This is a genomic window from Ideonella sp., from assembly GCF_041287625.1.
In the GTDB taxonomy this organism is placed as follows: Bacteria; Pseudomonadota; Gammaproteobacteria; order Burkholderiales; family Burkholderiaceae_C; genus Ideonella.
On the sequence record NZ_JBGGNH010000049.1, the window covers coordinates 1 to 25,706 of the forward strand.

The window sequence follows — 25,706 nt, forward strand, 5'->3', positions numbered from 1 at the left end:
CGCGCTCTACCCGCACATGAGCGTGTACGAGAACATGAGCTTCGCGCTGAAGCTGGCCAAGGTCAGCGAAAGCGAGATCCGCGAGAAGGTCGAGCGCGCCGCGAAGATCCTGAACCTCACCGCCTACCTGCAGCGCACGCCCAAGGAGCTGTCCGGCGGCCAGCGCCAGCGCGTGGCCATCGGCCGCGCCATCGTGCGCTCGCCCAAGGTCTTCCTGTTCGACGAGCCGCTGTCCAACCTGGACGCCGCACTGCGTGGCCAGACCCGGGTCGAGATCGCCAAGCTGCACCGCGAGCTGGGCGCTACCACCATCTACGTGACGCACGATCAGGTCGAGGCGATGACGCTGGCCGACCGCGTGGTGGTGCTGCGCGACGGCAAGATCGAGCAGGTCGGCACGCCGCTGGAGCTGTACGACAAGCCGGCCAACCAGTTCGTGGCGCAGTTCATCGGCACGCCGCAGATGAACGTGGTCGCGCTGCCCCAGGCCCCGGCCTCGGTGCAGCAGCGGGCTCCGGCCGGCGCCGCCGGTGGCGCGATGGGGCTGCGGCCGGAAAGCATCGTGGTGCGCGCCGTGGGCAGCACGCCGGTGGCCGGGCAGGTGGAGCTGGTCGAGGCGCTCGGCGCCGAGACCCTGATCTACGTCAGCACCCCGGCTGGCGCGCAGTTCGTGGCGCGTCAGAACGAGCGCACCACGCTGCACCCGGGCGCCGCCGTCAGCCTGGAGTTCGACACCTCGCGAGCCCACTGGTTCGACCCCGCCGGACGCGTGGTCGCCCAGCAAACCGCCTGAGCCCGGAGCCTACCCAAATGAGCATGAACCTTCCTCTCGCCGGCCAGGTGGCCGCGGTCACCGGCGCGGCCTCGGGCATTGGCCTGGCCAGCGCACGCGCCATGGTCGAGGCTGGCGCCCGGGTGGTGCTGATCGACCGCGACGGCCAGGCGCTGGAACGCGCCTGCGCGTTGCTCGGCTCGACCGCGCTGCCAGTGGTGCTGGACCTGCTGGACCCGGCCCAGTGCGCCACGCTGCTGGCACGCACGCTGGCCCTCACCGGCCAGCTCGACATCTTCCACGCCAACGCCGGCTTGTATGTCGGCGGCGACCTGGTCGACGCCGACCCGGAGGCGATCGACCGGATGCTGAACCTGAACGTCAACGTGGTAATGAAAAATGTGCACAACGTGCTGCCCCACATGATCGGGCGCGGCACCGGAGACATCATCGTCACCAGCTCGTTGGCAGCGCATTTCCCCACCCCATGGGAGCCGGTCTATGCTTCGTCCAAATGGGCAGTGAACTGCTTTGTGCAGACCGTGCGGCGCCAGGTCTTCAAGCACGGCATCCGGGTGGGAGCGATCTCGCCTGGCCCGGTCATCACCTCGCTGCTGGCCGACTGGCCGGCCGAGAAGCTGGCCGAAGCCAAGGCCAACGGCAGCCTGATCGAGGCCGAGGAAGTCGCCAATGTGGTGCTGTTCATGCTCACGAGGCCGCGTGGCATGACGATCCGCGACGTGGTGATGATGCCCACCCAGTTCGACCTCTGAAGCCCTGTTTCACCTTCTCTCGGCTCTCCTTTCTTTCCTGCCTTTCAGAACGCAGCCGTCAGACCACGAAGGCCTTTTTCCATGTCCACCATGCTCCACCTCGGCCTGGGTTCGTTCCACCGCGCGCACCAGGCCCTCTACGTACACCAACTGCGGCAGACGGGCGACACCCGCTGGTCCATCACCGGCGGCAACCTGCGCCCCGACATGCTCGACACCATTGCCGCGCTGCAGGCGCAGGGCGGTGCCTACACGCTGGAAACTATCACGCCGCAGGGCGAGCGCAGCTACACCCGCATCGAATCCATCCAGCGCGTGATCCCCTACCAAGACGACTTGGCCCCGCTGATCGCCGCAGGCACCGACCCGGCGACCCGCATCATCTCCTTCACCGTCACCGAGGCGGGCTACTACCTGGACGCGCAGGACCGCCTTGATTGGGCCACTTTCCCCGACTTGCGCAATGACCTGGCGGCGGTAAAGGCGGGCGGCGCAGGCCACACGATCTACGGCGGCCTGGTCAGCCTGCTGCGCGCTCGCGCAGCTGCGGGCGCAGGAGGCGTGACGCTGCTGAACTGCGACAACCTGCGCCACAACGGCGACCGCTCGCGCGGCGGCCTGCTGCAGTTCATCGACGCGCTGGGCGACAGCGCGCTGAAGGCCTGGGTCGAGGCCCACACCACCAGCCCCAACGCGATGGTCGACCGCATCACCCCGCGCCCAACGCCGGATGTGGCCGAGCGCGTCAAGGCCGCCACCGGACGCGACGACCCCGCCGCACTGATGGGCGAAAGCTTCATCCAGTGGGTGATCGAAGACCGCTTCATCGCCGGCCGCCCCGAATGGGAAAAGGTCGGCGTGGATATGGTGGATTCGGTCGCGGCCTACGAGGAAGCCAAGATCCGCCTGCTGAACGCCACCCACAGCTGCATTGCCTGGGCCGGCACGCTGGCGGGCCACCTCTACATCCACGAAGGCACGCACGACGCCGAGATCCGGAAGATGGCCTACGACTACGTGACCGACGACGCCATTCCGGTGCTGCACACGCCCGAGAAGCCCTGCCCGCTGGACCTGGCCCGCTACCGCGACGTGGTGCTGGACCGCTTCGGCAACCCGGCGATCCAGGACACCAACCAGCGCGTGGCGATGGATGCGTTCTCGAAGATCCCCGGCATGATCGCGCCGACCATCCGCGACAAACTCGCCATGGGCGGCACCATCCGCAGCGTGGCGATGCTGCCTGCACTGTTCCTGGCCTACCTGCAGCGCTGGCACGCGGGCGGCCTGCCCTACGCCTACCAGGACCAGGCCATGGACCCCGCGGTGGCCCATGCGATCTGCGAGGCCGCCGACCCGGTGGCCGCGTTTGGTGCGGACCCCACGCTGTGGGGCGAGCTGGCCGGCGATGCCCGCCTGTTGGATGCGCTGCGCGTAGCGTTTGCGCAGGTGCAAGCCTTTGTGGCCCGCCGCGCTGCGGTCTGAGTCTGGAGCCGTGATGTCGCTCAAGCCCGTGACCCCGCGTGTCGTACGCCCCGAGCTCGAACACGAACTCGCCCGCTCGCCTGATCTCGGCTATGAAGCTTCTAGTGAGGTCGGATTCGTGCGCTGCCTCGCGCACGGCTACCCCACGCCGCATGCCCGCTGGCATTACCACGACGAGTACGAGCTGCACCTCATCACCAGCACCAGCGGCAAGCTGTTCGTTGGCGATTGGATCGGACCGTTTCAGCCGGGGCAACTGGTACTCACCGGGCCGCGCCTGCCGCACAACTGGGTGAGCATGGACCTACCAGCCGGCGGCGTTGAACAACGCGACCTGGTAATCCAGTTCTCGCACGAGCCTCTGGTTCGCACGGCCGAAACGATCCCGGAGTTGCGTGAGGTTCTGCCGCTACTGGAGCGCGCCAAGAACGGAATTGAGTTTTTCGGTTTGTCGGAACGAGCGGAGTCACACTGGCAGCGAGTTAAGTCGTCGCGTGGGCTGCGCAGGCTGACCGCCTTCTGCGACTGCCTGGCAGACCTGGCGGCCTGCACTGACTACCGGCTGCTGTCGAGCGTACAGCTGCAGAGCACGGGCGACGATGCCTCGCTGGCCCACGTGCATGCTGTGGTCAGCCGCATCACCGGTCACCTGGCCGAGGAACATTCGGCAGCCGCATTGGCAGCCGAGCTTGGCATGAGCGAAAGCCGCTTCTCGCGCTTCTTCCGCCGCGCTACCGGCAATACTTTCACCGACTTCGTCAACCGCATCCGAGTGAACCGCGCCTGCCAGCTGCTGATGGATTCGGACCGGCTGGTGACGCATATCTGCTTCGAGGTGGGCTTCAACAATGTCGCCAACTTCAACCGCCGGTTCCTGGACATAAAGGGTATGACGCCCACCGAATTCCGCCGCCAGGCCGGTCAACGCTTCGGCGTGCTGCCCGAAGGGCGGAGGAGTTGAGCTGCATGAGGCTTCGCATCGGTCTCGACACCTCCTACACCAGGCCGCTGTTGGGCACGCTGCGGCAGAAGTCGCCGCCCCCAGCAAGCTCCCTGACGATCTCGCAGCCGTAGCCCATTTCGAGCGAACAGCATCCGCTGCAGTGGTGCGCCACCGCCGACAGGATGCAGCAGCTTGCCCCGCTGCGTCCGCCAGCCATGGCTGCGGGGTTCGCGCCGTCTTCCCCTGCGACCCGATGCACGGCAGGTACCTGCTAGGCGCCGCGACATCAATCATTCGCAAAGTGACGACAACAGTTGAGCCGCTCATGTGTCTTGCCCGTGCCTGCCGAAATTTGGGGCTGCGGTCTGAAGTCCGACACTCGGCATCGTTGCAATGTCAGTGGGTTGTGGCCTGAGCCTGTTGGTTGATGCCTTGCATGAGCTCTGCGAACACCTGAATGGGACTGCGCCAGTTCAGCGTTTGACGAGGCCGGTTGTTGAGCAGATCGGCGATGGCATCGAGCGCGATCTGATCGTGCACCGACAGGTCCGCGCCCTTGAGCAACATCTGCTGTACCAATGCACGAACTCTCGCGCCCAATCGCGCGCCGCGCCGAGATTGGCAAAGCCCGCAGCGGGGAACTCCGGCCGGTACTTCGCCGTGCGGAACAGGCTTTCGACCAAGGCGTTGTCGTCGCTCACGCGCGGCCGCGAGTACGAAGGCTTCGCCCCCAGCCACCACAGCATCGCCAGCACTGTGGTGGCCTTGAGCGTGGCGCCGTTGTCGCCATGCAGCACTGGCCTTTCGTCGCGAGGCATCGCGTGGATTTCCTCGGCCAGCGCAGTGCGCTGCACGAGCCGTGCAGCATGGTCCGAGTTGTCGTCTTCGTGCACCTGGAAGCCCACGATCTTGCGGCTGTAAACGTCCAGGATCAGGTACAGGAAGAACCATCGGGCAGCGACGTCCGTGGGCAAGAACGTCATGTCCCAGCACCACGGCTTGGGGTCGGTGTTGTGGTGAGCGACGTATTCATCGATCGCCGCCACCAGTTCGGGCACACTGGTGAACACACCCCGGCACAGCCGCTCGGTGGTCAGATCGCGGAAGAAGCGCTCCACCATGTTCAACCACGCGTCGAAGTTGGCGTGAAGTGCGTGTTGAATCGCGGGTGCTTGGCCAGCCATTCCTGCACGGCGGGGTGCTTGTGCTTGGCGTAGTTGTCAGCGATCAGGTGCAGCGTCTTGTCCTTGGGTGTCTCGCGGTCGATCTTGCGCAGGAACTTCAGCCACTCGGCGTGGGTGTGTCGCTGCTGGCATTGGCCGATGACCTGACCATCGAGCACGTTGAGCGCGGCGAACAGCGTGGTGGTGCCGTTGCGCTTGTAGTCGTGCGTCATGGTGGCCGCGCGGCCCTTCTTGAGTGGCAGCCCCGGCTGTGTGCGATCAAGTGCCTGCACCTGGCTCTTCTAATCGCAGCACAGCACCAAGGCGTGCTCCGGCGGCGACATGTACAGGCCCACGATGTCTTCGAGCTTCTCGACGAACTTCGGATCGCGCGAGATCTTGAAGCCGCGCACCAAATGCAGCTTCAGGCCGTTGGCCTGCCAATGACGCATCACGGTGCTGGGGCTGACGCCGAGCATCGCCGCCATCTTGCGCGTGCTCCAGTGCGTGGCCGCCTCGGGCGTGGTCTGCGTCGTCAGCTCCACCAGCTTGGCCACGTCCACCTTGACCGGCGGCGCGCCGCGCGGCAGATCGCGTTCAATGCCTCAGCCCCGACTCCAAGTAGCGCTCGCGCCAGCGCGCGACCTGCACCCGTCCGACGCCAAGAAGCTCTGCGATCTCCTTGTTCTGCAGGCCCTGCGCAGCCAGCAGCACGATCTGCGCGCGTTCAGCCATGCGCACGCTGGTTAGCTTGGAATTCGACAGCTTCCTCAGCTCGCTTTCTTGCTCGTCCGTCAGCTCAATCGTCGGGGCAACTCGCAATTGCTCTCTCCAATGCAAACTGTAGTAGAGCATTGGAGATGGGTAATGCATTTAAGTTCACTCAAGAACAAAACACTACACTAGGCACGATCGACAGAGGCACGGCGGTGCTGCGACAGGCCGAGCCGATGCCCGCGATGATCGAACTGATCGCTGATCGCGAGTGAACAGGGCTCCTGCTGGGACGCGATTGGCCTACGCACGCACCGCTTTCGCGGAGCCTTCAGCATCACGCGTTCGCAGCAGCCGCTCGATGTCGCGCCGCGGTGGCGCACCGAACTCGCGGCTGTATTCACGACTGAACTGCGATGCGCTTTCATAGCCGGTGCGGAACGCCGCGTTGGACGCATCGATGCTCTCCGTGAGCATCAGGCGACGTGCCTCGTTGAGGCGCAGCCACTTCTGAAACTGCAGCGGGCTCATTGACGTGAGTTGGCGGAAGTGATGGTGAAACCTCGAAGGGCTCATCTGCACCTCGGCCGCGAGTTCCTCGACATGCAAGGGCTCGGCGAAGTTCGACTTCAACCAGTCGATCGCCCGCGAAACGCGGTGTCCATGGCTGCCGAACGAGGCCATCTGCCAGAGCAGTGCACCCTGGTCGCTCATCAGCACACGGTAGAAGATTTCCTTCTGGATCAGCGGTGCGAGCACGGGGATTGTCGCCGGCTCATCCAGCAGTCGCACCAGCCGGTCGAACGCTTCCAGCAACGGCGTCGTGGTCTCTCCGAGCACGATGCCGTGCGTGACCGGCTGTGCACGCGACGGTGGCGGCACCTCGATCTGCGTCATCAGTTCCGCGATGGCACGCGGGTCGAGCCTGAGCACGACGCTCAGGTACGGCGTCTCGCTGTTCGCCTTCACCGCGCGCAACACGACCGGCAGATCGAGCGACGTGATCAGGAAGCGATGCGGGTGGTAGTCGAACACCTCGTCACCGAGCAACGCACGCTTCGCGCCTTGCACCGTCAAGGCGATCGCCGGCTGAACCATGCAGCTCATCGCGTCGGTCGGAGCGTCGTGCCGGTAAAGCGTCAAGCTCGGGTTGGCGGTGTCGATCTGTTCGACGCCGACGGTCCAGCCGGCGATGCGCGCGGCAAGCGCGGCACGCGCTGACTCGAAACGCCGATCGGCGTCGGCACGGCTGCGTGGTGGCCTGGGTTCCATGAGGATCATCGTAGCGCAGGCCTCATCCAGATTCTGCCCAAAAAGGTGTCAGAACAGGAGGATCGGGCAATGGATCGAGCGGATCGCACTAACGAATGTCTCTGCGCCTACGCAGAATTCCCCACATCAACCTGACGAACATCCGATGAACCTCAATCAATTCCTGGCGGCGAGTACGCTGATCCTTGGCTCGTTGTTTCAGTCTTCGTCTCACGCTCAGGCGCAACCCGTGCCGTTCGTGCGGCTGGCAGATCTGCAGATCGACCCATCTCGGCTGGAGGCCTTCAAGGTGGCATCCGCGCAGCACGCCGAAGCAGTGATGCGCGACGAGCCGGGAGCGCTCGCGCTGCATGCCGTGGCCGAAAAAGGCAATCCGGCGCACATCCGTGTCTTCGAGATGTACCAGGATGCTGACGCCTACGCATCGCATCTGCGCACGCCTCACTTCGAGAAGTTCCGGGCCGTGACCGACGCGATGACAACGTCGCGCACGTTGATCGACGTGGTGCCGGTGCTGCTCGGCGCGAAGCCATCGATGCCTTCGAATCCTGTCGTTCGCACGGCCGATCTGCAGATCGATCCTGCCCGCCTGGATGCCTACAAGGCGGCTGTGAGCGAAGAGATCGAAGCCTCGATTCGGGTTGAGCCCGGCGTCGCCGCCATCTATGCCGTTGCCCTGAAAGACGCACCCAACCAGGTCCGCTTCATCGAGATCTACGCCGATGAAGACGCATACCTCCGGCACCGCGACACGCCGCACTTCAGGAAGTACCTGGAGACCACGGGGCCGATGATCACCGGACGCAACCTGATCGAGGCGACGCCGGTCGTGATCGCGGTACGCCCGCCGGCACTGAAGGCCGCGACGGCTCCGGCGTTCTACCTTTCCGAGTTCGAGCTCACCGACGCCGAAGGGATCAAGCCGTACAGCGCCGCCGTCGAGTCGACGTTCGCGCCGTTCGGGGGACGGTACGCGGTGCGCGGCGGGCAGCGTTCCTCGCTCGAAGGAGCGCCGGCGCAACGCATCGTGATGATCGTGTTCCCGAGCTTGGCGCAGGCCCAGGCCTGGTACGACTCCCCTGCGTATCGCGCGCTGCGGCCCATTCGGCAGCGCTCGGCCACGTCACGTGTCTTCATCGTCGAAGGGGTCGCCCCTTGAATCGAGCGAAGTGCCGCTGTCGCCTCGATTCATGAACCACGGTGATAGGCCCATGCGCTCGCGGCCGTCTAGTGTCCTCGGCGGGTCGGAACTAAATTCGTTGTGACTGGCCGGACCACGAGGGTGAACGTGACTCCGACGACACTGAACACGATGGCGAAGGCCGACCCTTGGCCGACGACCGATCTCGAACGCATCGTCGCCCAGGACGACCTGAAGATCGCGCCATTTCGGGAAGACGGCGTGACCACGGGAACGCCGACATGGATCTGGTGCGTTGCCGTCGATGGCGACCTCTTCGTTCGCGCATACAGCGGCCGGTCGTCGCGCTGGTACCAAGCGGCGCTGCGGCAGCGCGCGGGCCGAATCATCGCGGGAGGGCAAACCCATGACTGCGATTCGAGCCGGTGGAAGGCGCCATCAACACCCGCATTGACGACGCCTATCGTACCAAGTACAGCGGCAGTCGGTACCTCGCGCCGATGGTCAGCGGCGGCGCGCGGGAGGCCACGGTCCGGGTCTATCCCACAGCACGGACGGGAGCCCCGCAGTGAAGGCCGCCGTTCTGCACGACCCGGGGGACATTCGCTTCGAGGAGTGCGCCGCTCCGCAGATCCAGGAACCCACCGACGCGATCATTCGTGTCGTAGCCACGTGCGTTTGCGGCTCGGACCTGTTGCCGTATCGAGGCCTTCAACCGATCCCGACCTTGCTTCTCCCTGGTGCCTGACGGGCCAGCGACCCACAGAGGAACTCGCCCTATGACTTCCCCCTCCGAACTGCCGATCTCACGGCGGGACTTGCTGATCGTCGGCGCCTCGTCGGTGGGGGCCTCCGCGACGGTTACTGCGGCCCGGGCCGCAACAATGCCGAGCGGACCCGGCGTGGCGGACTCGCCTGTCACACCCACCGCAGTCCCGATGAGCACCATCAGCCTCGACATCAACGGTGAGACGCATCCGCTGACACTGGACAACCGCACCACCTTGCTCGACGCACTCCGTGAGCACCTCCACCTGTACGGCACGAAGAAGGGCTGCGACCACGGCCAGTGCGGCGCCTGCACCGTGATCGTCGATGGCCAACGGATCAACTCGTGCCTGTCGCTCGCCGTGATGCACGGCAGCTCGAAGATCACGACGATCGAAGGCCTCGGCACCTCGGAGCGTCTCCATCCGATGCAGGTCGCGTTCATCAAGCACGACGGCTTCCAGTGCGGCTACTGCACGCCCGGGCAGATCTGTTCGGCCATCGCCGTACTCGACGAGATCCGGGCCGGAGTACCCAGCCACGTCGGCGCGGACATCGCGGTGCAGCCGCTGCTCTCGGCGGCGGAACTGCGCGAGCGCATGAGCGGCAACATCTGTCGCTGCGCAGCCTATCCGAACATCATCGACGCGATCATCGAGGTCGCCGACGGCGTGCCGAGGAGGCCGGCATGAAAGCCTTCACCTTCGAGCGCGCGGTGTCGCGCCAAGCCGCCGCGATGGCTGCGGCGAATAGCCCGGGTGCCCGGTTCATCGCCGGCGGTACCAATCTGCTCGACCTGATGAAGCTGGAGATCGAGACGCCCACGCATCTGATCGACGTGAACGGCCTCGGCCTCGACAAGATCGAACCGACAGCGGAAGGCGGCCTGCGCATCGGCGCACTGGTGTCGAACACGGCGCTCGCGAGCGACATGCGCGTGCGGCGCGACTACGCGGTGCTGTCGCGCGCCATCGTGGCCGGCGCCTCGGGCCAGTTGCGCAACAAGGCAACGACCGGCGGCAACCTGCTGCAGCGCACGCGCTGCCCGTATTTCTACGACACCAACCTGGCGTGCAACAAGCGCCAGCCCGGCGCGGGGTGCGCGGCGCTCGGCGGGGCGAGCCGTTCGCTCGGTCTCGTCGGCGTGAGCGATACGTGCATCGCGACGAACCCGAGCGACATGGCGGTAGCGATGCGGCTGCTCGATGCGAACGTCGAGACCTTGAATGCGCAGGGCGCGACCCGGGTCATCCCGATCGCCGACTTTCACCGGCTGCCCGGCGCTACGCCGCACATCGAGAACGCATTGACTCCCGGTGAACTGATCACAGCCGTCACGCTGCCCGCGCCGACGGGCGGTACGCATCGATATCACAAGGTGCGAGACCGGGCCTCCTATGCGTTTGCGCTGGTCTCGATCGCTCTCGTGATGCAACGCGATGGCACGGGGCGCGTCGCGGTGGGTGGCGTCGGGCCCAAGCCGTGGCGCTCGGCAATGGCCGAATCCTTGTTGCCCAACGGGGCCAAGGCCGTGGCAGCCAACCTGTTGGTCGGCGCTCGACCTACCCACGAGAACGCGTTCAAGATCCCGCTGGTCGAGCGCACGCTCGCCGCGGTCATGGCGGAAGCGAGGACCGCATGAAGTTCGATGAACCTGCCGGTATCAATCCGATCGATCGACTGAAGGTCGTCGGCCATGCGACCGACCGGATCGACGGCAAGCTGAAAGTCACCGGCGCCGCGTCCTACGCCTATGAGCAGCATGCGGAGGTCGTGAACCCGGCCTACGGCGTGATCGTCGGCGCCGCGATCGCGAAGGGCCGCATCGAAGCGATCGATGCCTCGGCTGCGAAAGCCTCGCCGGGTGTGATTGCCCTCGTGACGGCAGAGAACGCAGGCCCCGTCGGCACCGGTGAGTTCTACGTCGACCGGCCTCTTGCCGGCCCCCGGGTCGACCATTACCACCAGGCGATTGCCCTGGTCGTCGCCGAGACCTTCGAACAAGCGCGTGCAGGTGCGAACCTGCTGCGCGTGAAGTACGCCAGCGAGCCCGGGGCGTTCGACCTCGCCGCGGCCAAGGCGACGGCGGTGACGCCCCAGCCAGCAGCGTTCGGTCCGCCGCCGCAGTCGCACGTCGGGGACTTCGAGGCTGCCTTCGCCGCGGCACCGGTGCAGCTCGACGCGACCTATAGCACGCCCGCCCATGCGCACGCGATGATGGAGCCGCACGCGACGATCGCCCAATGGCGGGGCGACAAGCTCATCTGCTGGAGCCCGATCCAGCAACTCAACTGGGGCCTGCGCGACCTGGCGCGCATCCTCGGCATGCCCAAGCAGAACATACGCATCGTCGCGCCCTTCATCGGCGGCAGCTTTGGCGGCAAGGGCACGGTGATTTCGGACTGCGTGATGGCCGCGCTGGGTGCGCGCGCGGCAAAGCGGCCGGTGAAGGTCGCTCTGCAGCGGCCACTGATGTTCAACAACACGACGCACCGGCCGGCGACGATCCAGCGCATTCGCATCGGGGCGACGCCCGGGGGCCGCATCACCGCGATCGGTCATGAAGGCTGGTCGGGCAATCTGCGGGGTGGCCGCTCTGAACCGACGACGGCGTCGACACGCTCGCTCTACGCAGGGGAGAACCGGATGACGCACCTTCGCGTCGCCGTGCTCGACCTGGCCGAGGGCAACGCGATGCGCGCTCCGGGTGAAGCCAGCGGGATGATGGCGCTGGAGATCGCGATGGACGAGATGGCGGAAAAGCTCGACATCGATCCGGTTCGATTCCGGGTGCTGAACGACACCCGGGTCGATCCCGAGAACCCGGCGAGGCCGTTCTCGGCGAGGCAGCTGAACGAGTGCCTGACCCAAGGCGCCGAGCGCTTCGGGTGGCAGGCCCTGCAGACCCCCCCGCGCAGAAGCGTGAAGGGCGTTGGTTGATCGGCGTGGGCGTCGCCTCGGCGTTGCGCGGTGCGCTGATCGCCAAGTCCGCGGCGCGCGTACGGCTGGGCGGCGATGGGATCGTGACTGTGGAAACCGACATGACCGACGTGGGCACCGGCAGCTACACGATCATTGCGCAGACTGCCGCGGAGATGATGGGCGTGACCGTGGACAAGGTGAAGGTGCGGCTCGGCGATTCGAGCTTCCCCGAATCACCGGGCTCCGGCGGTCAATGGGGCGCCGCTTCGTCCACCTCGGGCGTCTATGCCGCCTGCCTGAAGTTGCGCGAGGCCGTGGCAGGGAGGCTCGGGATGGAGGGTGCGGAAGCGGAGTTCGCCGACGGCGAGGTCCGCGCAGGCGGCCGCCACGTCCCGCTCGGCGAGGCCGCGGCCGCCGGAGACCTGACTGGCGAAGACGAGATCACCTATGGCAATCAGTCGAAAAGGTATTCGCAGCAGACCTTCGGCGCGCACTTTGTCGAGGTCGGCGTCGATTCAGCAACTGGCGAGATCCGCATCAGGCGCATGCTGGCGGTTTGCGCTGCCGGTCGCATCCTGAACCCCAAGGCGGCGCGCAGCCAGGTGATCGGATCAATGACGATGGGCGCCGGCGCGGCGCTGATGGAAGACATGGTGGTCGACAAGCGCCATGGTCTTTTCATCAACCACGATCTGGCGAGCTACGAGGTGCCGGTGCATGCCGACATTCCGCATCAGGAGGTGATCTTCCTCGACGAGGTCGACCCAACGATGTCGCCGATGAAGGCGAAGGGCGTCGGCGAGTTGGGCATCTGCGGCGTGCCGGCGGCGATCGCGAATGCGGTCTACAACGCGACCGGGGTGCGGGTGCGCGAATACCCGATCACGCTCGACAAGTATCTGCACTTGCTGCCAGCCGTGAGCTAACTGTCATGTCCCTTGCGGGTCACCCTGGATGATGGAAGACACTGGGGTGTGCGGGCCAGCGCGGGTAGAGGTCGGTCAAACTTTTGATGGCACTTGACCGCGATCGCTAACTTGACCCGCTGCCGACCACTCGTACCCAGGATTGCCTGCGAGGGTTGCCCGGACCCGGCAGGGTCGGGGCACACCTGACAGCCCACATTAAAGAGAGCCGCCGGGCTTGCCCGGCAGGCCATTGGTCGGCGGCACCAGTGCTGGCCCGCACGCTTGTGATTGTGATTCAAGCTGCAGGAGCCCAGGCAATGGATCTGACCCCGATGCACAAGCGCGTCATTGCGCTGGACGTTCACCAGGCCAAGATCACCGCGTGCGCTGTCGTCGAGCACGACGATGGCCGCGTGGAGGTCACCAAGCGCGACTTCGGCGCCTTCAAACGCGACCGCCGCGCGCTCGCCGCGTGGGCGCTGGAGATCGCGCCCGAGGTTGTGGTGATGGAGAGCACGGGGGTGTATTGGAAGAGCCCGTTCGCGGCGCTGGGGGCCGTGGGCATCATGGCCTGGGTGGTCAACGCACGCCACGTCAAGGCCGTGCCTGGTCGCCAGACCGACATGGCCGACGCGCAGTGGCTGGCCACGCTGGCGCGCGCGGGTTTGCTGCGCGCCTCCTTCATCCCGCCGGTGCAGATGCGCCAGCTTCGCCTGGTGGCGCGCCAGCGACAGAAGCTGGTGGGCATGTGCAGCGCGGAGAAGAACCGGCTGCACAAGGTGCTGGTGGACGCGGGCATTCGCATCAACGTGCTGGTGTCCGACATCCACGGGGCCAGTGCGCGGGCATGGCTTCATCGCCACGCCCGCCGCCGCCTGAAACCCGCTTCCCCGCTGACCCCGCGGTCCCGGCCAGCCTCAGGTCAGGCTCAGTCACGTCGGGAGGTGGGTGTCTTCCACATTAAGAGCGACTAACAAAACGCTGTGGTCTTGGGAACGCAGATCACGCAACATGCGAGGCCGAGTAGCGCGACACCCCAGCACCTCGCCCATCTTGCGGGTGCTCCAGTGCGTGGCCGCAGGCGGTGGGGTTTGGGTGGCCAGCTTCACCAGCTTGGCGGAATCCACCTTCACCGGCGGAGCACCGCGCGGCAGGTCGCGTTTGATGCCTTCGAGCCCCAACTCCAGATAGCGCTCGCGCCAGCGCGCCACCTGCACGCGACCGATCCCCAATTGCTCGGCAATGTCCTTGTTCCGCAGGCCTTGCGCCGCCAGCAGCACGATGCGCGCGCGCTGCGCCAGCCTGACGCTGGTGAGCTTGGAACGCGCAGCTTCGTCGCCCTCAATCACCTGGCCGCGGCCATCCTCGCATTCCGCAAGTTGCCGTTGGGTGTCAACATCGTTGACGGATAGGTTCCTAGCGGGCTACCACCAACGCATCCACGGCCCGCAGTCCCTGGCCCTGTGCACCGACGATCAGCGGATTGATCTCGAACTCGCGGATATCCGACGCCGCCAAGAACTGGTCGCCGAATGCGACCGCGGCATTCACCAGCGCATCCACATCGGCCGCCGGCTTGCCCCGGAAGCCCTGCAGCAGGGTCCACAGCTTGAGCTTGTGCAGTGCCGCGCGCACCTGCGCGGAAGTCACGGGCAGCGCGAGGTGGGCAACGTCGCGGTAGAGCTCGATCGCGACGCCGCCGGTCCCCAGGGAGATGATGGGGCCGAAGTCGGTTTCCCTCAGGCAGGACAGCACCACCTCGACGCCCTCGCCGACCATCTCCTGCACCAGAATGCGGGCGCCAGGCCTGCCCAGCCTGGCTCGGAACTCCGCCGCCAGCAGGTCCACCTCGTCGAACGATCCCACCCGCAAACGCACCAGGCCGAGTTCGGTCTTGTGCTCGGCCTCGGAAGGCAGGACCTTGACCACCAGCGGAAGGGCCATGTCGGCACAGGCCTGCGCCGCCCGGTCGCCAGCGCCCAACACCGTCCAGCGGGCCGGGGTGATGCCGCCGTCCTCGCAGAACCGCATCGTGCGGTCCCAGTCTGAAGGGGCTGCACGCGGCACCAGCGCCACCCGCTCGCGCACCGCGGGCAGCGCCCGGTACCGCATGCGCCGGTAGAGCCACGACAGCGCCTGCATGGTGGTCGACGGATCGGCAGCCAGCAGCACACCGGCTTCGCGGAACGCCCGCCGGGCCTCCGGCGCCATGGTCTCGCCGACGAAGCTGACGATCACCGGAAGCTGGCTGCCCAGGGCCTTGAACACCGCTGCATCTTCTTGCAGATACCTCCTGCCGCTGCTGGCGTACTGCACAACGATGGCCTCGGTACGGGGATCGTCCGCGATCGCATGGCAGGTGTCGCGGAACAGGTTCGCCACGGTATTGATCTGCCCGGTCAGGTCAATCGGGTTGGCCTTGCGCGCGAAGTCGGGCAGCAGGGCTTCAAGTCGCACCGTGGTGGCGTCGCCAAACTCGGTCAATGGGACGCCGCAATGGCTGCTGTGGTCGGCCAGCAGTGCGCCAGCGCCGCCTGACGAGCTCAGCACCGAAATGCCGCCCTTCGGATCGCCGCTCGCCCGCGGAGCGCGCATGAACGACAGCACCTCGACCGCCAGCAGCAGGTCAACCAGGCTGTCCACCGACATGACCCCCGCCTGCTCCAGTACGTCCGCATAGACCGAATGAGAGGACGCAATCTTGCCGGTGTGGGAGGCCGTGGCCTGCTGGCCCATCGCCGATCGGCCGGCCTTCAGCACGACGATCTGCACGTCGCGCCGGCGCGCCTTCTGCGCGATGCCGAGCATGCGGTGGGCGTCGTTCAAGCCCTCGATGTAGAGCGCCACGACCCGCACGTCGTCCTGGTCCACCACCCAGTCGAGCACTTCCAGCGCGTCCAGGCAGGTCTCGTTGCCAACGCTGACCATGTACGAGCAGCCGATGCCGTTGCGCTGCATCGCATTGCCGATGGCACCGGCCAGGGCGCCGCTCTGGCTGACCACGGCGATCGGCGCATGCTGGACCGCATCCAGGTTTTGCAGAGCCGGGCTGTAGGTCAGCATGCTCTTGTTGCGAACTGACCAGACGCCCTGGCAGTTCGGGCCCATCACGGTCACCTGGCAGCGGGCGGCTGCCTCCACCAATCGGGCGGCGTGGACCTTGCCAGCCTCAGTCTCCTCGAAGCCGGCACTGAAGACGATCACATGGCGAATGCCCTTCACGCCACACTGCGCGACGATGTCCGGCACCGTGTGGGCGGGGGTGATGACGAGTGCCACGTCGGGTGTCTCGGGCAGTTCGGCCACCGACTTGAAGGTTGCCAGCCCTTCAACCTCGGCATGGGTCGGGCTGACAGGGTAGACGCGGCCTTCGAAGCCATGCTTGAGCAGTACTTTGACAATCGCGTTGCGGGGGGAGCCAGCCTGCGGCGAGGCGCCCACGATGGCCACGCTGCGCGGGCGGAAGAAGCGTTCGAGAGAGTAGATGTCGCTCATCGGGGCCTCAGTTTGAGCCGTCCATGGTGAGTTTGCGCTCGGCCACCACCCGCTTGAGCAGCGCAAACTCGCTGTTGATCTCCGCCGTGTATTGCTCGTGCGAGCCGGTGATCACCATCGCGCCGCTCCTCTCGATCTGCTGCCGGACCGCCGGCTCCTCCAGCGCGGCGCGCACCGCTTCATTGATCTTGCGTACCAGCTCGGGAGGCATGCCCTTGGGACCGACGATGCCGAAGGCGGACATGCGGTTCATTGGGGCCAGCCCGACCTCGGCAAAGGTCGGCACGTCCGGGAAGTCGCTCAAACGCTCGGGCGATGCGACCACCATCGGCACCAACTTGCCAGCCTTGATGAATGGCAGCGCCGAAGGCAGCGCATCCATCACAACCTGGACCTGGCCCGCTACCGTATCGTTCAGGGCCGGTGCCGCACCACGGTAGGGAATGTGCGTGATGAACACGCCGGTCAGGCTCTTGAAGGTTTCCATCTGCAGGTGGCTGATGCCGCCCATGCCCGACGAGGCATAGGCGTAGCTGGCGGGCTTGCGCTTCAACTCCGCCAAGAAGCCGGCATAGTCTTTGGCCGGGAAGCTGGGATTGACGGCAATGACTGTGGGCGTCGCAGCAACGTCGATGATGGCGGTGAGGTCGGCAGGACCGTAGGGCGCCTTGGTGCTGATGGCCGGATTGGCAGCCGTCGTAGACGGCGTGGCCATGGCCAAAGAGTAGCCATCGGGTGGCGACCGGAGAACCTCGTTGGTGGCAGTCACGCCGCCGCCGCCAGGGCGGTTCTCGATGATCACGGTCTGCCCGAGCTTGCGGCCCATCGAGGGAGCGATCACCCGCGCCACCACATCGGTTGAACCGCCGGGTGCGAAGGGAACGACCAGACGGATCGGCTTGTTCGGGTAGGCCTGGGCCAGGGCGGCCGAACTCGTGGCCAGCAAGCCCATGGCCGCGATCGTTTGCCTGAGATATTTCACTGCTCGTCCTCCGCTGCACTGTCTGCAACTCAGTGGTTCAGTTCAGGTTGATGTAGACGGCCTTGCGCTGCAGGAAGCTTTCGACATGCTCGGTACTCCCCTTCCAGCCGTAGCCACTGGCCTTGCAGCCACCGAAGCCGACAGTCGGATCGACCATGCCGTAGCAGTTCACCCAGACCGTGCCTGAGCGGATGCCTTGCGAGACTCGATGTGCAGTGCTCAGATCGCGAGTCCAGACGCCGCCGGCCAGACCAAACTCCGAGTCATTGGCCATCTTCAGCACCTCGTCCACCGTGTCGAAGGGGATCACTGAGATCACAGGGCCGAAGATCTCTTCCCGTGCGATTGCCATGGTGTTGGCCACGTCCGAGAAAACCGTGGGCTCGACGAAGTACCCATTGGCCAGCTCGTTACCCAGGCGCGCGCCCCCGGCGGCAAGCACCGCGCCCTCTTCGCTGCCGATCTTCACGTAGCCCATCACCCTGTCGAGCTGGCGCGCCGAGATGAGCGGGCCGAGGTCGACGTCCGGCTGCAGCCCGTTCCCCACCTTGAGTCCGGCGCTGAAATGCCGCAGTCGCTCGACGAACTCTTCCTGCACCCGGCGCTGCACGAACAGCCGGGTACCGGAATAGCAGATCTGGCCGCTGTTGGAGAACACGCCCATGGCGGCACCGGGCACCGCGATGTCGAGGTCTGCATCGGCGAAGACAATGTCCGGGGACTTGCCGCCGAGTTCGAGCTGAAGACGCTTCAGGTTGCCGGCCGAGGCCGCGACAATCTTCCTCCCGGTCTCCGTCGAGCCGGTGAACGAGATCTTGTCCACGCCAGGATGCGCCGCCAGCGCGGAACCCGCCTCGCTGCCGTAGCCGGTGACGATGTTCATGACGCCGTCGGGCACACCCGCCTGGGCCATGATCTCGGCGAAGCGCAGCACCGACAGCGAGGCGTCCTCGGCCGGCTTCAGTACGCAGGTGCAGCCCGTGGCCAGCGTCGGCCCGAGGATCCACCACTGGCCACCGAGCGGCCCGTTCCACGGAATGATGCCGCCCACGACACCCAGCGGGGTCTTGTGGGTCAGAGCCATCACCTCTCCGGGCAGCGAATGGCCGGACGTGGTCGTCGTCGCCGCGCCGGTGCACGAAGCGAAGTGCAGGATGGTCTGAGAGATCCACTGCACGGTCGAACGAGTGCGCGAGAGCGGCGCGCCCATGTCCATGGTCTCGAGCACCGCAAGCTCTTCGGCGTGCGCCAGCAGCAGATCGTTGATGCGCAGCAGCAGGCGCTGCCGCTCGATCGGCTTCCAGCGGCTCCAGGGGCCCTCGAAAGCGGCACGGGCTGCTGCGACTGCGCGGTCAATGTCCACCGGGCCACCGCGCGCCAACCGACCGATGACGGTGCCATCGGCCGGGTTGAAGGTATCGAAGGCCTCACCGGAAGCGGCGGGCACCCATTGGCCGCCGATGAGCAGCTGCTTGGTGGAGCCCAGGAAGGCTGGGCGCTCGTGGACTGTGGCTGCAGAAGTTTGCATGGTCTTTCGGTTCAGCGGAAAGGCCGATCCGGCTTGTCTCGGCCGGTCGACAAAAAGGTCAATGGAAGCAGTGCCCGCCGTCGCCAACCTGCACAGGCGCCACCAGCACCGGCCTCACTTTGGCCCCAGGCCAGTGAGCACCTTGAGCACGCCGGACTCCCGTGTCAGGACGGCAGATGCCGAGGCTGCTGTCGATCACGACAACGAGGCGTGCCACGATGGGGATCGACACGGCATGTTCCGCGTGTCGCCAGCCGATGTCGAGTCGCCTTTTATGGCAGCCGAGGTAAGTTCGGCTAACTCACCGCGGCACGCTGCAGCAAACACAGTCACCAAGCCGCTTCGAGCACTTCGAGCAGCGTCTGCACGTCCTTCACCGGCCGTGCATTGCGGCTCACGAACCAGTCGGCCATGGCGGCTTCGGCAAGCGGTGCCAGGTCGTCGTGCAGCACGCCGATGTCCCGCAGGCGACGCGGCAGGTCGACACGCGCGAGCAGCACCTGGACGCGGCCGATCGCCGAAGTGTCGGCCGACGGCTCGGCATCAAGCTCGGCCAGCGCCTGCCGGATGGACGGCGAGCGCTGCGCAGTGACCGGTGCGTTGAAGCGCATGGTGTGCGGCAGCACGATCGCATTGACGACGCCGTTCGCCACATGCGAACGCTGGCCGATGGCATGCGCAAGCACCGAGGCCAGGCCGGTGCCACCCTGCTCGGTGCCGCGGCCGCAGAGCAGCGCGGCCACCACCAGCGTTTCCCGTGCTTCGCTGGCGTGCAGGCCATCGAAGGCCGTCAGGCCCCGTTGCACCAGCCGCAGCGCCTGCATCAACAGGGCCTCGGAGACCGGATCGCACTGCGGCGATTCAAGCGCTTCCACGGCATTTGCCAGGGCGTTCAGCGCCGCACTCTGCACGAGTGCGTCTGGCGCCGTCTGCAGGAAGCCGGGATGGACGAAGACCGCCCGTGCCCGCGTCTTGGGGTCGAACAGCGCGAGCCGCTTGCCCTGGGCATCGTGCACCGCGGTGCCGGCCTTGACGAAGGCGGTGCTGGGCGTGGTGGGCACCACGAACAGCGGCAGCTTCTGCGCATTCAGGCGCGGGCTCTCGAACCGGCCGTCGGCCATGCGGCGGGTGCAGAGTTCCGCCAGTGGCCGCCGCTCGCCGTTCAGGATGGCCGCGGCACGCGCGGTCACCGCCGCGGAGCCACCGCCCACCGCGACGATGGCATCGGCGCCGAGTTGCTCGAAGAGGCTTGCCGCTTCCTCGATACCTGCCACGGGGCTGTGCTCCCTGGCCGATGGGCAGACGCCGGCCACGAGCGACCCCAGTGTCTCGCGAAGCATCTGCAGCTCGGTGCTGCGCGCAATGGTCCGGCCGCAGATGATCACCGCACGACGGGAGCCGGCGCGTTCGAGTTCCCGCCGCAGCGCCAGCAGGCTCTCGCTGCCGTGGAACAGCCGCAGTTCGGCGGAGACGTGCTGGTACGAAAGGGTCATGGCATGCGCCTCGGTTCAGGCCGTTCGCTCACGGCTGGCGCTCGCGGCGCCCGCCGTGTCACAGCGCATCGGTCAGCTCGGGAACGGCGACGAACAGGTCGGCGACCAGGCCGTAGTCCGCGACGCCGAAGATCGGCGCCTCCGCATCCTTGTTGATCGCCACGATGACTTTGGCATCCTTCATGCCAGCCAAGTGCTGGATCGCGCCGCTGATGCCGCAGGCGACATACAGCTGGGGGGCCACGATCTTGCCGGTTTGGCCTACCTGCCAGTCGTTCGGCGCATAGCCCGCGTCGACCGCCGCGCGGCTCGCACCCAGGGCGGCGCCCAGCTTGTCGGCGAGTGGCGTCAGCACCTCGGCGAACTGCTCGCTGCTGCCGAGCGCACGGCCGCCGGAGACGATGATGCGGGCCGCCGTCAGCTCGGGCCGGTCCAGCTTGACGAGCTGCGCCTCGACGAAGGCGCTGAGGCCGCTGTCGGCCACGGCATCGATCCGCTCGATCGCCGCGCTGCCGCCCTCGGGCGCCGGGTCGAAGGCGGTGCCGCGCACGGTGACCACCTTCACCGCGTCGCGGCTCTGCACGGTGGCGACCGCATTGCCCGCATAGATGGGCCGCTCGAACGTGTCCGGCGCAACGATGCCGATGGCGTCGCTGATCTGCGCCACATCGAGCAACGCCGCCACCCGCGGCGCGATGTTCTTGCCGCAAGCCGTCGCCGAGAACAGCAGGTGGCTGTAGCCACCCGCCAACTGCAGCACCTGCGCGGCGATGTTCTCTGCCAGTTGCGCGGCCAGGCTGGGACCGTCGGCCTGCAGCACCCGGCTCACGCCCTGCAGCCGCGCCGCGGCCTGCGCGACACCATCGACATCGCTGCCGGCGACGAGCACATGGACCTCGGCACCGATGCGGCCGGCCGCGGTGACGGTGTTGAGGGTGGCGCCCTTGAGGCTGCCCCGCTCGTGTTCGGCGATCACCAGCACCTTCATCTCAGACCACCTTCGCTTCGTTCTTGAGCTTGGCCACCAGCGCAGCCACGTCGGGCACCTTGACGCCCGCACCGCGCCGCGGCGGCTCGGACACGTTCAGCGTTCGGATGCGCGGCGCCACGTCGACGCCGAGTTCGGCCGCCGTGAGCACCTGCAGCGGCTTTTTCTTGGCCTTCATGATGTTGGGCAGGGTGACGTAGCGCGGCTCGTTCAGGCGCAGGTCGGTGGTGACCACCGCGGGCAGTCGCAGCCGCAAGGTCTCAAAGCCGCCGTCGACCTCGCGGGTGACCAGCAGCGCGTTGTCGCTCACTTCGACCTTGGAGGCAAAGGTTCCCTGCGGCATGCCGGCCAGCGCGGCGAGCATCTGGCCGGTCTGGTTGCAGTCGTCGTCGATGGCCTGCTTGCCGAGGATCACCAGGCCGGGCTGCTCGCGGTCGACGATCGCCTTGAGCAGCTTGGCCACGGCCAGTGGCTGCAGTTCTTCTGCCGTCTCGACCAGCAGGCCACGGTCTGCGCCGATGGCCATGGCCGTGCGCAGCACATCCTGGCTGGCTGCCGTGCCGCACGACACCACGACCACCTCGCTGGCCGAGCCCGCCTCCTTGAGGCGTACCGCGGCCTCGACGGCGATCTCGTCGAAGGGGTTCATCGACATCTTCACGTTCGCGACATCCATGCCGCTGCCGTCGGACTTCACCCGGACCTTCACGTTGTAGTCCACCACCCGCTTGATAGCCACCAACACCTTCATCGACTGCCTCTCCGTTTCGCCATGTTCGCTGTTACCAGCAGCTTCAAACCGTCCAGCTCACCATGCGCATCTCGCACATTTCGTGGACCGCATACTTCGGGCCCTCACGACCGAAGCCCGAGTCCTTGCTGCCGCCATAAGGCATCAGGTCGACCCGCGAGCTCGAGGTTTCGTTGATGTGCACGCCGCCCACCTGGAGCCGGCGCACCGCCTTCATCGCGTCGTCCAGCCGGTTGGTGAACACGCCGGTGGCCAGGCCGAACGGCGTCGAGTTGACCCGCACGATGGCCTCGTCGATGTGGTCGAAGGACTCCAGGCTCATGACGGGACCGAAGACCTCCTGGCAGCTGACCTCGCAGTCCCGCGCAACATCCGCCAGCAGCGTCGGCGGCACCACCGCGCCCTGGCGCGGGCCGCCGGCGATCAATCGCGCTCCCTGGCCCACGGCATGCTGGATCCATCGGTCTATCCGCTCGGCGGCGGCCAGGCTGATGACCGGTCCCACCTGAGTGGCAGGATCGCGCGGATCACCGCTGGCGAGCGCCTGTACCGCCGTCTTCAGTCTCTCCTCCACCTCCGCCATGCGGCTGCGAGCGACCAGCAGGGTCTGGATCGACGTGCAAACCTGGCCTGCCTTGCGGTACGCAGCGCCGACGATCTTCGGGATCGCCGCATCGAGGTTGGCATCCGCGCACAGCACGGTGAACGCGATGCTGCCGAGTTCCATCTGGGTGCGACGCAGCCCTGCACGGCGCTGGATGTCGCGCCCCACCTCGGTGCTGCCGGTGAAAGCGAAGAAGCGGATGACGGGCTCGTCGATCAGCCAGTGCGCCACTTGCGCGCCGCCGTGCAACACCGACACCATGCCCTTGGGCAGGCCCGCTTCGATCAAGGCGGCGGCGATCATGACGGCGCTGCGAGGCGTGCTGCTCGAAGGCTTGACGATCACGGCATTGCCGGCCGCCAGCGCCGGGGCAACCTTGTGGGCCACCGTGTTGACCGGCGCATTGAAGGGCGTGATGGCGCAGACCACGCCGAGCGGCACCGGGATGGTGAAGCCGAAGCGGCCGGCCGCCTGTGGCGCGCCCTCGAGCGGAACCATCTCGCCGGTCAGGCGTCGGGCTTCCTCGGCCGAGAGCCGGAAGGTTTGGACGCAGCGCCGCAACTCGCCCTGCGCATCGGCCAGCGGAAATCCCGCCTCGGTCTGGATGACATCGACGAAACGTGCGCTGTCGCGCTCGATCAGGTCGGCCGCGCGGTCGAGAATGGCGCCGCGGTCATGGGCATTGAGCTCGGACCGCTCGAATGCGGCCTGCGCGGCGGCCGCGGCCTGCTGCACCTGCTGCTGCGAGGCAACGTGCATGCGGGCACAAGGTGCCAGCGAGTACTTGTCCAGCACCTCGACGAACTCGGTGCCGTCCTGCCACTGGCCGTCGATCAACAGGCGGACGTCGGAGAGCTTCGACGATCGGTCATGCATGGTCATCATCCTGGGTAAATGTGCGCCCGGCGTGCGGGACGCCTGTGGCAGTTCATAAGCCAAAGACGGCTCAGGTGCCGGTGAAATTCGCATCCCGGCGGGCGGCCGAAGCCTCCACGCCTTCCTTGTAGTCCTGGGTCTCGCGCAGCCAGTTCTGTTCGAATGACTCCCGCTCGGTGGCGGCGCGGAAAGCCAGGAGCAGCTCGGCGTTCAGCGCCTCGCGGGTCGCCTGGACCGAGAGCGGCGCCGCCTTGGCCAGTTCCCGGGCCATCTCGATGGCGACCGGCCGGACCTCGTCCTGCGGCACCAGGCGGTCGGCCAGGCCGATGGCATGTGCCTCCTCGCCGGTGATGCGCTTGCCGGTCAGCATCAGCCAGCGCGCCTGCTGGTGACCGACGAGCCGGGGCAGCGTGACCGTCAGCCCGAACCCCGGAAAGAACCCGATGGCGGTGAAGTTGGCGGAGAAGCGGGCTTCCTTGCAGGTGACGCGGAAGTCCGGGAAGACCGCAAGGCCGAGCCCGGCGCCAATCGCGGCACCGTGCACCGCGGCGACGATGGGCTTGCGCGTCGCCATCAGGCGACGCGCCTCCTTGTACGGATGGCGCTTGGCGGGCACGAACTTCTCGCCGCGGGCCTCGGTCTCCAGCCGCTGCTTCAAGTTGCCGCCGGCGCAGAAGTGCTTGCCCGCCGCCGCCAGCACCACGCTGCGGCACTGTGGATCGCGGTCCAGGGCCTCCAGCGCGGTGGCCAGATTGCCAAGCAGGTCGACATCGACGAAATTGTTCGGCGGGCGTTGCAGCTCGACGATCGCGACATGGCCGTCCATCGAGACGCCGATGTCGTCGAGAACCAGGCCCGATTCCAGCGTGTGGCTCATGATTCGAGCCTCACTGCTTGGCGATGTCCGTCTGGCGGACATCGCGCAGGTTGGTCTTGCCGTGGTGCCGGTCGGCCGGCTTGTAGCCCAGCGCGTCCTCGGCAATGATGATTTTCTGGATGTTGGCCGAGCCTTCGCCGTTGTAGAGCATGTCGGCGTAGACCCGCATCCAGGACACACGGTACTCGCGCGCCAGGCCGTAGCCGCCGAAGATCTGCTGGGCCTTGTCGGCGCACATCTTGGCGGTCTGCGAGGCGTGGTACTTGGCAATCGACGCGATACGGTTGGACGGCATGTCGTTGTCCATGCTGAAGGCGGCGCGATAGACCAAGCCGCGGCTGGCCTCGATCGCCGTCGCCATCTCGGCGATCGAATCCTGGATCATCTGGAAGCGGCCGATGGGCTGCTGGCGCACCGTGCGCTCGTTGGCGTATCGCACCGCCTCCTCGAAGCATGCCTGGGCCAGGCCGAGGCACTTGGCCGCCACGTTGAGCCGCCCGGGCTGCAAGGCCCGCATGACGATCTTGAAGCCGTCGCCCTCGGCACCCAGCCGGTTCTCCACAGGCACCACGAAGTCGTCGAGAAAGACGATGTTGGTGCGGAAGGCCTTGGACATGCCCAGCAGGTCGACCGGCTTGGCGGTGAAGCCGGGGTACTTCTTCGGCTCGACGATGAATGCGGTGGCACCCTTGGCACCCGCATCGCGGTCGGTCTTCGCGATCAGGATGCCGACGTCGGTCTCGTTGGCGATCGAGGCCCACATCTTCTCGCCCTTGATGCGGTAGACGTCGCCGTCGCGCCGGGCGAAGGTTTTCATCGCGCCGGCGGCGTCCGAGCCGCTGCCCGACTCGGACAGCGACATCATGCCGATGGTCTTGCCGGCCAGCAGGTTGGGCACGTACTTCTCGACCTGCTCCGGCGTGCCCGCCATGTAGATGCAGGTCGGGCAGGTACCGCCCTGCTGGTTGTTGCACGAGGTGAACCGCACTTCCTGGCGCGACATTTCCTCGATGATCACCGCGGCGGCCATGTAGCCCATGTCGCTGCCGCCGACCGATTCAGGGAAGACGGCGCCGTACAGGCCGGCCGCGCCGGCCCGCGCAACCAGCTCACGCGGAAACTCGCCGCGCTTCTCGAAATCCTCCATCACCGGGACGACTTCGTTGGCCATGAAGCGGGCGACCATGTCGCGCACGGCTTCGATTTCGGGAGGCATCGTGAAATTCATTGTTTGTCCTTGGGTTCGTCGGG

General features: G+C 66.6%; 19 protein-coding genes and 4 pseudogenes. 11 read left to right on the forward strand and 12 right to left on the reverse strand.

Annotation, left to right across the window (positions count from 1 at the left end):
- The 4 genes from ACAH41_RS18290 to ACAH41_RS18305 form a co-directional block, all read left to right on the forward strand.
- Positions 1–793 (forward strand): TOBE domain-containing protein (locus ACAH41_RS18290; protein ID WP_325648380.1); only part of this gene is annotated, 793 nt, incomplete at its 5' end.
- Positions 794–816: 23 nt separating this feature from the next.
- On the forward strand, positions 817–1,545 hold the full coding sequence (locus ACAH41_RS18295; protein ID WP_231013127.1) for an SDR family oxidoreductase: 729 nt from the start codon (positions 817–819) through the stop codon (positions 1,543–1,545).
- 81 nt (positions 1,546–1,626) lie between these two features.
- Positions 1,627–3,030: a D-arabinitol 4-dehydrogenase gene (dalD, locus tag ACAH41_RS18300; RefSeq protein ID WP_325648381.1), complete on the forward strand. Its 1,404-nt coding sequence runs from the start codon at positions 1,627–1,629 to the stop codon at positions 3,028–3,030.
- A 13-nt stretch (positions 3,031–3,043) separates the two neighbouring features.
- Positions 3,044–3,991, forward strand: a complete 948-nt coding sequence (locus ACAH41_RS18305; protein ID WP_325648382.1) for an AraC family transcriptional regulator — start codon at positions 3,044–3,046, stop codon at positions 3,989–3,991.
- A gap of 455 nt (positions 3,992–4,446) precedes the next feature.
- Here the strand turns inward: ACAH41_RS18305 and ACAH41_RS18310 are convergent.
- Positions 4,447–5,958: pseudogene (locus tag ACAH41_RS18310) on the reverse strand (IS630 family transposase).
- A 195-nt stretch (positions 5,959–6,153) separates the two neighbouring features.
- Entirely contained in the window at positions 6,154–7,131 is a 978-nt protein-coding gene (locus ACAH41_RS18315; RefSeq protein WP_325648384.1) for an AraC family transcriptional regulator, read from the reverse strand.
- Positions 7,132–7,267: 136 nt separating this feature from the next.
- Between ACAH41_RS18315 and ACAH41_RS18320 the strand changes: the two genes are divergently transcribed.
- The 7 genes and pseudogenes from ACAH41_RS18320 to ACAH41_RS18350 all read left to right on the forward strand — a co-directional run.
- Positions 7,268–8,281 (forward strand): antibiotic biosynthesis monooxygenase, encoded by a 1,014-nt coding sequence (locus ACAH41_RS18320; protein ID WP_325648385.1) that lies wholly within the window; start codon positions 7,268–7,270, stop codon positions 8,279–8,281.
- A gap of 153 nt (positions 8,282–8,434) precedes the next feature.
- Positions 8,435–8,617 (forward strand): annotated as a pseudogene (locus tag ACAH41_RS18325) (DUF2255 family protein); the annotation flags it as partial.
- Positions 8,618–8,688: 71 nt separating this feature from the next.
- A complete protein-coding gene (locus tag ACAH41_RS18330) occupies positions 8,689–8,835 on the forward strand; it encodes a DUF2255 family protein (protein WP_325648386.1) in 147 nt (48 codons plus the stop codon).
- Positions 8,836–9,042: 207 nt separating this feature from the next.
- Positions 9,043–9,723, forward strand: a complete 681-nt coding sequence (gene paoA / locus ACAH41_RS18335; protein ID WP_325648387.1) for an aldehyde dehydrogenase iron-sulfur subunit PaoA — start codon at positions 9,043–9,045, stop codon at positions 9,721–9,723.
- Positions 9,720–10,673 carry a xanthine dehydrogenase family protein subunit M gene (locus ACAH41_RS18340; protein WP_325648388.1) on the forward strand — a complete coding sequence of 318 codons (954 nt, stop codon included), beginning with the start codon at positions 9,720–9,722 and terminating at the stop codon, positions 10,671–10,673. The genes paoA and ACAH41_RS18340 overlap by 4 nt, the downstream gene beginning before the upstream one ends.
- A pseudogene (paoC, locus tag ACAH41_RS18345) lies at positions 10,670–12,879 on the forward strand (aldehyde oxidoreductase molybdenum-binding subunit PaoC). Before ACAH41_RS18340 ends, paoC begins: the two are co-directional and overlap by 4 nt.
- 299 nt (positions 12,880–13,178) lie before the next feature.
- Positions 13,179–13,742, forward strand: a pseudogene (locus ACAH41_RS18350) (IS110 family transposase); the annotation flags it as partial.
- 51 nt (positions 13,743–13,793) lie between these two features.
- Here ACAH41_RS18350 and ACAH41_RS18355 read toward each other — a convergent pair.
- The 10 genes from ACAH41_RS18355 to ACAH41_RS18400 all read right to left on the reverse strand — a co-directional run bounded on the left by ACAH41_RS18355 (position 13,794) and on the right by ACAH41_RS18400 (position 25,683).
- The gene (locus ACAH41_RS18355; RefSeq protein WP_325648389.1) at positions 13,794–14,210 is read right to left on the reverse strand and encodes a helix-turn-helix domain-containing protein; all 417 of its coding nucleotides are present in this window, start codon (positions 14,208–14,210) and stop codon (positions 13,794–13,796) included.
- 67 nt (positions 14,211–14,277) lie between these two features.
- Positions 14,278–16,356 carry an acetate--CoA ligase family protein gene (locus ACAH41_RS18360; RefSeq protein ID WP_325648390.1) on the reverse strand — a complete coding sequence of 693 codons (2,079 nt, stop codon included), beginning with the start codon at positions 16,354–16,356 and terminating at the stop codon, positions 14,278–14,280.
- A 7-nt stretch (positions 16,357–16,363) separates the two neighbouring features.
- Positions 16,364–17,308 carry a tripartite tricarboxylate transporter substrate-binding protein gene (locus tag ACAH41_RS18365; RefSeq protein ID WP_325648730.1) on the reverse strand — a complete coding sequence of 315 codons (945 nt, stop codon included), beginning with the start codon at positions 17,306–17,308 and terminating at the stop codon, positions 16,364–16,366.
- Positions 17,309–17,375: 67 nt separating this feature from the next.
- Complete coding sequence (locus tag ACAH41_RS18370) at positions 17,376–18,953, reverse strand: aldehyde dehydrogenase family protein (RefSeq protein ID WP_325648391.1); 1,578 nt, start codon at positions 18,951–18,953, stop codon at positions 17,376–17,378.
- 242 nt (positions 18,954–19,195) lie between these two features.
- Positions 19,196–20,359 carry an iron-containing alcohol dehydrogenase family protein gene (locus ACAH41_RS18375; RefSeq protein WP_325648392.1) on the reverse strand — a complete coding sequence of 388 codons (1,164 nt, stop codon included), beginning with the start codon at positions 20,357–20,359 and terminating at the stop codon, positions 19,196–19,198.
- A 58-nt stretch (positions 20,360–20,417) separates the two neighbouring features.
- The gene (locus ACAH41_RS18380; protein ID WP_231011415.1) at positions 20,418–21,347 is read right to left on the reverse strand and encodes an electron transfer flavoprotein subunit alpha/FixB family protein; all 930 of its coding nucleotides are present in this window, start codon (positions 21,345–21,347) and stop codon (positions 20,418–20,420) included.
- A 1-nt stretch (position 21,348) separates the two neighbouring features.
- The gene (locus ACAH41_RS18385; RefSeq protein WP_141286506.1) at positions 21,349–22,098 is read right to left on the reverse strand and encodes an electron transfer flavoprotein subunit beta/FixA family protein; all 750 of its coding nucleotides are present in this window, start codon (positions 22,096–22,098) and stop codon (positions 21,349–21,351) included.
- Positions 22,099–22,141: 43 nt separating this feature from the next.
- Positions 22,142–23,578: an aldehyde dehydrogenase family protein gene (locus ACAH41_RS18390; RefSeq protein ID WP_141286504.1), complete on the reverse strand. Its 1,437-nt coding sequence runs from the start codon at positions 23,576–23,578 to the stop codon at positions 22,142–22,144.
- Positions 23,579–23,648: 70 nt separating this feature from the next.
- Positions 23,649–24,455, reverse strand: a complete 807-nt coding sequence (locus ACAH41_RS18395; protein WP_141286502.1) for an enoyl-CoA hydratase/isomerase family protein — start codon at positions 24,453–24,455, stop codon at positions 23,649–23,651.
- 10 nt (positions 24,456–24,465) lie between these two features.
- A complete protein-coding gene (locus ACAH41_RS18400) occupies positions 24,466–25,683 on the reverse strand; it encodes an acyl-CoA dehydrogenase family protein (RefSeq protein ID WP_141286500.1) in 1,218 nt (405 codons plus the stop codon).
- Positions 25,684–25,706: the final 23 nt, after the last annotated feature.